This is a genomic window from Streptomyces sp. WM6386 (assembly GCF_000972385.1).
Classification (GTDB): Bacteria; Actinomycetota; Actinomycetes; order Streptomycetales; family Streptomycetaceae; genus Streptomyces.
This window is the reverse complement of record NZ_JXTE01000037.1, coordinates 73,645-82,180: the sequence shown is the minus strand read 5'-3', so window position 1 is coordinate 82,180 and position 8,536 is coordinate 73,645. Positions and strand designations below refer to the sequence as shown.

Annotated in this window: 10 protein-coding genes; 7 read left to right on the top strand and 3 right to left on the bottom strand. The window is 70.3% G+C overall.

All coding sequences use genetic code 11. From position 1 onward, the window contains the following. From TN53_RS22935 to TN53_RS22925, 3 genes are all read left to right on the top strand, one after another. Window positions 1-933 (top strand): AIM24 family protein (locus tag TN53_RS22935; protein ID WP_046260479.1); only part of this gene is annotated, 933 nt, incomplete at its 5' end. Between the two features lie 11 nt (window positions 934-944). Beyond that, a complete protein-coding gene (locus tag TN53_RS22930; protein ID WP_046260478.1) occupies window positions 945-1,625 on the top strand; it encodes an AIM24 family protein in 681 nt (226 codons plus the stop codon). Window positions 1,626-1,642: 17 nt separating this feature from the next. Continuing rightward, a complete protein-coding gene (locus tag TN53_RS22925) occupies window positions 1,643-2,398 on the top strand; it encodes an AIM24 family protein (RefSeq protein ID WP_046260477.1) in 756 nt (251 codons plus the stop codon). A gap of 70 nt (window positions 2,399-2,468) precedes the next feature. Here TN53_RS22925 and TN53_RS22920 read toward each other — a convergent pair whose 3' ends face one another. Next, window positions 2,469-2,990 carry an NUDIX hydrolase gene (locus TN53_RS22920; protein ID WP_046260476.1) on the bottom strand — a complete coding sequence of 174 codons (522 nt, stop codon included), beginning with the start codon at window positions 2,988-2,990 and terminating at the stop codon, window positions 2,469-2,471. Beyond that, window positions 2,987-4,435 carry a zinc-dependent metalloprotease gene (locus TN53_RS22915; protein ID WP_046260475.1) on the bottom strand — a complete coding sequence of 483 codons (1,449 nt, stop codon included), beginning with the start codon at window positions 4,433-4,435 and terminating at the stop codon, window positions 2,987-2,989. The genes TN53_RS22920 and TN53_RS22915 overlap by 4 nt, the downstream gene beginning before the upstream one ends. Window positions 4,436-4,628: 193 nt before the next feature. Between TN53_RS22915 and TN53_RS22910 the strand changes: the two genes are divergently transcribed. From TN53_RS22910 to TN53_RS22900, 4 genes are all read left to right on the top strand, one after another. Continuing rightward, entirely contained in the window at window positions 4,629-5,741 is a 1,113-nt protein-coding gene (locus TN53_RS22910) for an SDR family oxidoreductase (RefSeq protein ID WP_046260474.1), read from the top strand. A gap of 102 nt (window positions 5,742-5,843) precedes the next feature. Next, window positions 5,844-6,305 (top strand): molybdenum cofactor biosynthesis protein MoaE, encoded by a 462-nt coding sequence (locus TN53_RS22905; RefSeq protein WP_046260473.1) that lies wholly within the window; start codon window positions 5,844-5,846, stop codon window positions 6,303-6,305. Between the two features lie 151 nt (window positions 6,306-6,456). After that, a complete protein-coding gene (locus tag TN53_RS47895; protein WP_199924634.1) occupies window positions 6,457-6,612 on the top strand; it encodes a hypothetical protein in 156 nt (51 codons plus the stop codon). A 58-nt stretch (window positions 6,613-6,670) separates the two neighbouring features. After that, window positions 6,671-7,768, top strand: a complete 1,098-nt coding sequence (locus tag TN53_RS22900; protein WP_199924633.1) for a PDZ domain-containing protein — start codon at window positions 6,671-6,673, stop codon at window positions 7,766-7,768. Window positions 7,769-7,863: 95 nt separating this feature from the next. On the opposite strand, the gene TN53_RS22895 is transcribed toward TN53_RS22900, so the two are convergent. Then, on the bottom strand, window positions 7,864-8,406 hold the full coding sequence (locus tag TN53_RS22895) for a PPA1309 family protein (RefSeq protein WP_046260472.1): 543 nt from the start codon (window positions 8,404-8,406) through the stop codon (window positions 7,864-7,866). Window positions 8,407-8,536: the final 130 nt, after the last annotated feature.

Sequence of the window (8,536 nt, the reverse complement as noted above, 5' to 3'; positions counted from 1 at the left end):
CCGCCCGGCGGCGCCCCCGTACCGCCCCCGGCCCCGGCTCCCGCGCCCTACGGCCAGCCGCAGCAGCCCCAGTACGGCCAGCCCGCCCCGCCGCCCGGCTACGGCGCCCAGCCCCAGGCCCCGCAGGCGCCCCAGGCACCTGGCCCGCCGCCCGGCTACGGCCAGCCGACCCCGCCCCCGGGCTACGGTCAGCAGCCTCCGTACGGCCAGGTCCCGGGCCAGCAGGCCCCCTACGGAGCGCCCCAGGGCGTACCGCAGGGCGCACCCCAGGCCGCCGGGGTCGCCGGCGCTCTCCAGCAGTTCAAGGAGACGCCCACCGGTCAGCGCTGGACACAGCAGAACAAGAAGCTCGTCCGCGTCGACCTCGGCGTCGGCGGGCACCCCGTGCTGGCCCGGCAGGGCAGCATGGTGCTCTACCAGGGCAAGGTCGACTTCAGCTACAAGGGCGCGGGCTTCGCCGGCCGGGTCGTCGGCAACGCGACCGGCCAGGAGATGCAGCTGATGCGCTGCACCGGCCAGGGTCAGGTCTTCCTCGCCGAGAACTCCACGATGCTGCACCCCATCGAACTCCAGGGCGACGGCATCTGTGTCTCCGCCGAGAACGTCCTCGCCTTCGACGAGAGCCTCCAGTACGAGGTCCGCCGTATCGAAGGACATGGCATCCCGGGCGGCGCGCTGTTCACGATGCTGTTCCAGGGCACCGGCACGATCGTCCTCAAGACGCACGGCACGCCCGTGGTGCTGCCGGTGACGCCCACGACGTTCGCCGACGCCAACGCCGTGGTCGCCTGGTCGTCCGCCGCCCAGGTGGTCGTCTCCAGCCAGGTCCGGATGCGGCGCAACGCCTACCCGGGCGACACCGGGGAAAGCGTCAACCTGCAGTTCCGGGCCGCGCCCGGCAACTTCATCGTCGTCCAGCCGTACGAGATCTGAGGGAGTCCGTCATGAACCAGCCACTCGCGGGCTTCGCTCCCGCACCCGTCTCGGCCCGCATGGAGAACCACGGCAACCACATGGCGAAGATCGCCATGCAGACCGGGAACGACCTCTTCGCGCGCGTGGGCTCGATGGTCGCCTACGAAGGGTTCGTCCAGTACGAGCCCAACCCGCCGGCCGTGCGCCAGATCGCCAAGGACTGGATGACCGGCGAGGGCGCGCCCCTGATGAAGTGCACCGGCGACGGACTGCTCTATCTCGCCGACTACGGCGCCAACGTGGTCGTCATCAACCTCAACGGCGACGGCATCTCCGTCAACGCCACCAACCTGCTCGCCTTCGACGCACACCTCACCTGGGGTGTCGAGCGCGTGAAGGGCCTGGCGAAGTTCGCCGGGCAGGGACTGTGGAACACCAAGATCTCCGGGCAGGGCTGGGTCGCTCTGACCTCCCGGGGCAAGCCGATCGTCGTCGACTGCGGCGGCGGCGAGGACGAGACCTACGTCGACCCCGACGCGCTCGTCGCCTGGTCCCCGAACCTCAAGGTGAAGGGCAAGCGCAGCTTCAAGGCGCAGTCGCTCATCGGCCGGGGCAGCGGTGAGGCCTATCAGATGGCCTTCTCGGGCCAGGGCATCGTCGTCGTCCAGCCCAGCGAGGACAGCACCGACCGCCTCCGGGTCCGGGGCTGAGGGGGAGCCAGAACGTCATGCAGAGTCCGCTTTTCGCCTACAACGACCAGCAGACCCAGGACCGCTGGAGCCTGCAGAACAAGCAGATGCTCCGCGTCACCCTGGAGGGCCACGACGACATCCTCGCCCGCAAGGGCACGATGGTCGCCTACCAGGGCCTGATGGAGTTCGACGCCGAGTACCAGAGCAACCAGCAGGGACGCGCGCGTGCGCGGACCGGCGAGGGCCTCGATCTCATGCGCTGCCACGGGCAGGGCACGGTCTATCTCGCCAATCTCAAGCAGCACGTCCATCTGGTGGATGTGGAGCAGGACGGGCTGACCGTCGACAGCAACTATGTCCTCGCCATGGACTCGTCGCTGCACCACGAGGTCATCGCCGTCGACAGCCTCTACGGCATCTCCGGCTCCGGGAAGTACCAGCTCAACATCACCGGCCGCGGCAAGGTCGCCCTCATGACCTCCGGCGCTCCGCTGATGATGCAGGTGACGCCCGACAAGTACGTCAACTGCGACGCCGACGCGATCGTCGCCTGGTCGACCTCGCTGCGCGTCCAGATGCAGGCCCAGACGCATTCCTCCGGGGTGTTCAGGCGCCGGGGCAACACCGGTGAGGGCTGGGAGCTCAGCTTCATGGGCAGCGGTTACGCGATCGTCCAGCCCAGCGAGCTGCTGCCACCGCAGAACGCCCAGATCGGCTCCGGCCTCGCCGCGCAGTACGGGGTGGGGCAGCAGGGGGCGCGCGGCCAGAACCAGGGCAACGCCTGGAGCTGACCGCTCCGCGCGGCGCGACCGACCGGCTTACGTAAGGGGCGACCTTCTATGGAGGTCGCCCCTTACCCGTTCACAGCCTCGCGCGCGTTGCTTCCATCAGGCGTACGACCGAGTCGTCCGCCACGTCCGCGACTTCGGCGTAGGAGAACCAGCGCAGGTCCAGGGACTCGTCGCTGATCACCTCCACGGTCCCGGCCGGGGCCAGCGCCGCGTACTGGACGTCGAAGTGCCAGTGGCAGGGGGCCGGGATCGGATGGCGATCCAGCCGCACCGGGCCGCCCGGGAGCCGTGTCAGCCCGGTGATGCCCGACTCCTCCGTGGCCTCCCGCAGGGCCGCCGCCGCCAGGGAGATGTCCCCCGGCTCGCAGTGGCCGCCCATCTGGAGCCACATCCGCAGCTTCCTGTGGAGTGTGAGCAGCACCCGCCCGCGCGACGGGTCGATCACCAGCGCGCTCGCCGTGACATGACCCGCTTGGCAGGCCTTCCACATTCCGTCCGGGTGTGCGGCCAAGTGGTCCAGGTAGGTCTGGCGCAGCTCCTCCTGGTCCTCGTACCCCTTCAGGACGAGGACCGCGTCGTCGTGAAGGCTCACTCGGTGTCGTCGCCCTTTTCGCTGTCCTGGGAGTCGTCCTTGTGCAGGTTCGGCTTCTCGGCGGAGCCGCCGGCCGCCTCGCCGAGCATCTTGTCCAGCTCGGAGAAGTCCAGCTGCTCGCGGTGCACGAAGCCGTCCGGGTCGTCCAGGTCGGAGGCGGTCGGGAGCATGTCCGGGTGGGCCCACAGACCGTCCCGGCCGTCGACACCGCGCGCGTCCGTGAGTGAGGCCCACAGACGGGAGGCGTCCCGCAGCCGGCGGGGGCGCAGCTCCAGGCCGATCAGCGTGGCGAAGGTCTGCTCGGCCGGGCCGCCCGAGGCGCGACGGCGGCGCAGGGTCTCGCGCAGCGCGTCCGCGGACGACAGACGCGGCTTCGCGGCCGCGTGGACCACCGCGTCCACCCAGCCCTCGACGAGCGCCAGAGCCGTCTCCAGACGGGCCAGGGCCGCCTTCTGCTCGGGCGTGTCCTCCGGCTGGAACATGCCCTGCTGGAGAGCGTCCTGCAGCTGCTCGGGGTTCTGCGGGTCGAACTGGCCGACCACGTCCTCGAGCTTGGCGGTGTCGACCTTGATGCCGCGCGCATACCCGTCGACCGCGCCGAACAGATGCGAGCGCAGCCACGGCACGTGCGTGAAGAGACGCTGGTGGGCGGCCTCGCGCAGCGCGAGATACAGCCGCACCTCGTCCTGCGCCACGCCCAGGTCCTTGCCGAACGCCTCGATGTTGAGCGGCAGCAGCGCGGCCTTGCCGGCCGGGCCCAGCGGCAGACCGATGTCGGTCGAGCCGACGACCTCGCCCGCCAGCACACCGACGGCCTGCCCGATCTGCGTGCCGAACATGGCGCCGCCCATCGAGCGCATCATGCCGATCAGCGGGCCGGCCATGGCCTGCATCTCCTCCGGCAGCACGTCGCCCATGGCGGTGCCGACGCGCTCGGCGACCGGGTCGACGAGCTCCTTCCACGCGGGCAGGGTCGCCTCGACCCACTCCGCGCGGGACCACGCCACGGCGGAGCCCGCGCCGGACGGCAGGGACGTCGCGTCGTCGAGCCACAGGTCGGCCAGGCGGACGGCCTCCTCGACCGCGGTGCGCTCGGCGGGGCCGACGCTCGCGTCCTTCGTGCCGTCGGCGGTGCCCTGGGAGACCGTCTGGCGGGCGATCTGCTTGGCCATGTCCCAGTTCACCGGGCCGCCCTCGTACGAGAGCATCTGGCCCAGCTGCTGGAACGCGGCGCCCAGGTCGTTGGGGTTCAGGGAACCGAACATGGCAGCGAACGGGTTGTCGGCACCAGGGGCACCGAAGCCGCCTGCTCCGGGCAGCCCGCCGAAACCGAACGGGTTGGCCGGGCCCTGACCACCACCGCTCTGCTGGTCCTTCTTCTTGCCCTCGTCGCCGTCGTCCGGCTCCTCCGGCGGAAGGCCGAATCCGAATGGGGTGTCACTCACGGGATTCCTCGGCTGGTAAGGCCGCCGGTTTCTCTCCGACGGCGCGACTGCCCGATAACACCACCCAGCCTAGACACCGTGGGCGGATCGGGCCTCGGTGCTCCGCCGACTGTCGGCCTGCGGCAGGATGGATGCCACCTGGTACGTACGCGTCACTCGCGCCCGTACTGAAGACAACCGCGGGAGACGCCCGGTGAGTTCCCCTGATCCACAGGTTCGCGCAGCGCGAAACCAGTCAACCCATCCCGGCCTGCGCGGGCCCGTCGTCGCCGTGACCGGCGCCGCCGCCGGTGTCGGCGCGCTGCTCACCGAGCGGCTCGCCGCTTCGGAGGAGATCAAGCAGGTCATCGCCATCGACGAGCGGCGAGGCGAGTGCGCGGCGGCACAGTGGCACATCCTGGATGTGCGGGATCCGGCGATCGCGGAGAAGCTGCGGGGCGCGGACGTCGTGGTGCACCTGGCGCTCGATCTCGATCTGGAGACCGACGGGGCCGCCCGTACGGCCTACAACGTGCGCGGTACGCAGACCGTGCTGACCGCCGCGGCCGCGGCCGGCGTGCACCGGGTCGTGCTGTGCACCTCCGCCATGGTCTACGGCGCCCTTCCGGACAACGAGCTGCCACTGTCCGAGGACGCGGAGCTGCGGGCGACCGCGGAGGCGACCGGGGTCGGGGATCTGCTGGAGGTCGAGCGGCTCGCGCGGCGCGCTCCGCGGGCGCACCCCGGGCTGAATGTCACCGTGGTGCGGCCCGCTGTCCTCGTCGGAGGCACTGACACCGCGCTGACCAGGTACTTCGAGTCACCGCGGCTGCTGGTCGTGGCCGGCTCCCGGCCCGCCTGGCAGTTCTGCCACGTCGAGGATCTGTGCAGTGCTCTGGAGTACGCCGTCCTGGAGAAGGTCGAGGGCGAGCTCGCCGTCGGCTGTGACGGATGGCTGGAGCAGGAGGAGGTCGAGGAGCTCAGCGGGATCCGGCGGATGGAGCTGCCGTCGGCCGTGGCGCTGGGGGCGGCGGCCCGGCTGCACCGGATCGGGCTCACGCCGTCTCCGGCCGGGGATCTCGCCTACACGATGTACCCCTGGGTGGTGAGCGGCAGCCGGCTCCACGACGCCGGATGGCGGCCGCAGTGGACCAACGAGGAGGTCCTCGCGGAGCTGCTGGAGGAGGTCTCCGGACGGCACACCGTCGTGGGACGCCGACTGGGTCGCAAGGACGCGACGGCGGCGGGTGCCGCGGGCGCGACGGTGGCGCTGCTGGGCGCGGCGGCCGTGGTGCGGCGGGCCCGGAAGGCTCGCCGGCGGATCTGAGGCCGGGAGGCTCAGCCCTGTAGGAGACTCCAAACGCCCCCGCGCGCGTGCCGGGCGATCACGCTATTCCGTGTGGTCACAGACATGGGGCACGATGGGGGCATGGCAGCCATCGACGACCACCCCGGTGAGCGGGGCGCGCAGGACGCGATCAAGCTCATCGCCATTCGCGAGACCGCGCTCTCCCTGGACGAGGTCTTCAAGGCCGTCGGGGACGACGCGGCCGGGGGGACCGCGCTGTTCGTGGGGACCGTGCGCAATCACGACGGCGGAGCCGACGTCGACGAACTCGGGTATTCGTGTCACCCGAATGCCGAGGCGGAGATGCGGCGGATCGCGGAGAAGGTCGTCGCCGAGTACCCCGTGCGGGCGCTGGCCGCGGTGCATCGCGTGGGGGATCTGAGCGTCGGGGATCTCGCCGTCGTCGTCGCCGTGTCCTGTCCGCATCGCGGGGAGGCCTTCGAGGCCTGCCGGAAGCTGATCGACGACCTCAAGCACGAAGTGCCGATCTGGAAGCATCAGAAGTTCTCCGACGGCACCGAGGAGTGGGTCGGCGCCTGCTGAAGCCCACTGCCTCTCGGGTCGGCGCCTGCTGAATCCTTCCTTCTCTCCTCTCCGGTTGCGTAACCGCACCCATGGCGTGAGCGTTGTCAGTGCGGATGGTTAATCTGCTGATCAGTCAGTTGCGGTCGCGCACCGGGGTTGGGAGGACAGCATGGCGGCGCTCGCCTGGTTGCTGATTCCGCTTTTGGCTGCGATCGGCGCAGGTCTATGGGGCAGTTGGGCCAACCGGACCCGCAGTACACGCAGCGACGGGCCCGAGCTGGACGGGTACGCCCGGTTCCGCAAGGCCATGGAGAAGCAACCCTGAGACAGTCCTGAGGCAGCCCTGACGGGTCACTGACAGGGGCGTCCCGTACTGTCGTGGCATGCCACGCCGCACCGCGACGATGCTCGCCTCCACCCTGATGCTGATCGCGCTCCTGTGCGCGGGTGTGTTGATCCCCGTGCCGTACGCGGAGATGTCCCCGGGGCCGACGGTGAACACCCTGGGCGATCACGACGGCGAGCCGGTGCTCCAGATCTCCGGCCGGAAGACGTACGCCACGAGCGGGCATCTGAACATGACCACCGTCCGGGTCACCAGCGCCGACTACAAGATGAACATCGTCGAGGCCGTGTACGGGTGGCTCGCGCACGACAACAAGGTCGTGCCGCACGACACGCTGTACCCGGACGGCAAGACCGAGGAACAGTCCACCCAGGAGAACGCCGAGGAGTTCAGCCAGTCCCAGGAGAGCGCCAAGGTCGCCGCCCTGAAGGAGCTGGACGTCCCCGTGAAGTCCTTCGTGATCGTCTCCACGGTCGTCAAGGACTCCCCGGCCGAGGGCAGGCTGCACGCCGGCGACGTCATCAAGGCCGTCGACGGGACCACCGTCAAGGAGCCCGCCGACGTCGCCGAGCTGGTCACCAAGCACAAGACCGGCGAGAAGGTCGTCTTCACCATCGTGCCCGCCAAGGAGCAGGCCGCCGCCGAGAAGGAACAGCGGACGGCGACCAGGACCGAGGACGTGACCGTCACGACCAAGGCGTCCGACGACGACGGCGAGAAGCGCGCGATCGTCGGGATCTCCGCCGGGACCGACCACACCTTCCCGTTCACCATCGACATCAAGCTCGCCGACGTCGGAGGGCCGAGTGCCGGGCTCATGTTCGCGCTCGGCATCTACGACAAGCTCACCCCGGGCAGCCTCACCGGCGGCAAGTTCGTGGCCGGCACCGGCACCATCGACGACGACGGCAAGGTCGGCCCGATCGGCGGCATCGAGATGAAGACCGTCGGCGCCCGCGACAAGGGCGCCCAGTACTTCCTCACGCCCGCCGACAACTGCGCGGCCGCCGCCAAGGACACCCCCGGCGGGCTCACGCTGGTCAAGGTGAAGACCATCGAGGACGCCCTCGGCGCCCTCGACGACATCCGCTCCGGCGACACCGCCGCCCTGCCCAAGTGCACGACCAAGGGCTGACGGAACAGACACGCGCGCGTACGGGAACGGGGGTGCCCCCAAGACCAGGGGCGCCCCCGTTGTCGTACGAGAAGAGGCCGTCGTAGCGGAAGAACTCAGTCCTCGAACGTCGCCGACAGCGCCTCCGCCAGCCCCGGTACCAGGGCGTCGCCGGTCAGGACCTCCGTCGGGGAGTCCTTCTCGCGCAGTCGCAGGGCGGAGTCGCGGGTGCCGTCGCGCAGGACCGCGACCGTCATGCGGACCTCCTGGCGGTCGGGGTGCTTCGCGACCCACTGGGTGAGCTTCTTGTCGCTCAGGCCCTCCGGGACGGACGCCTCGGCGGACGGCGGGAGCATCAGGCGCTCCACCGTCAGGGCGCAGCCGACGACCGGATCGGGCCAGGCGATCGTGCCGAGGAACTCGTCCAGCGGCTTGCCCGCCGGGATCTCCTCCTGCTCGATCGGGGTGAGACCGGTGGTCGCCTGCTCGTCCTCCAGGCCGAGCTGGGCCGCGAGGCCCGGTTCCTGAGCGCGCAGCCGGGCGGTGTCTACGAGGGCGAAGAGGCGAGCGGGCTGGTCCCAGCCGAGGCCGGACACGTACTCGTCGATCTCGAGTACGGCCCGGGTCAGAGGGCTCGCTGCCATGGGTGTGTTGGACATGGTCACAATCCTGCCTCGTTCATAGCCCGAATCGGGAACCGAGTAAAGCGTGAGTAAGTTGCATAGGTGAGGGCCTACGATCACGTGGCCCACGGACGGCCCGCGGGGACGCGGGTCTGACGGACCAACA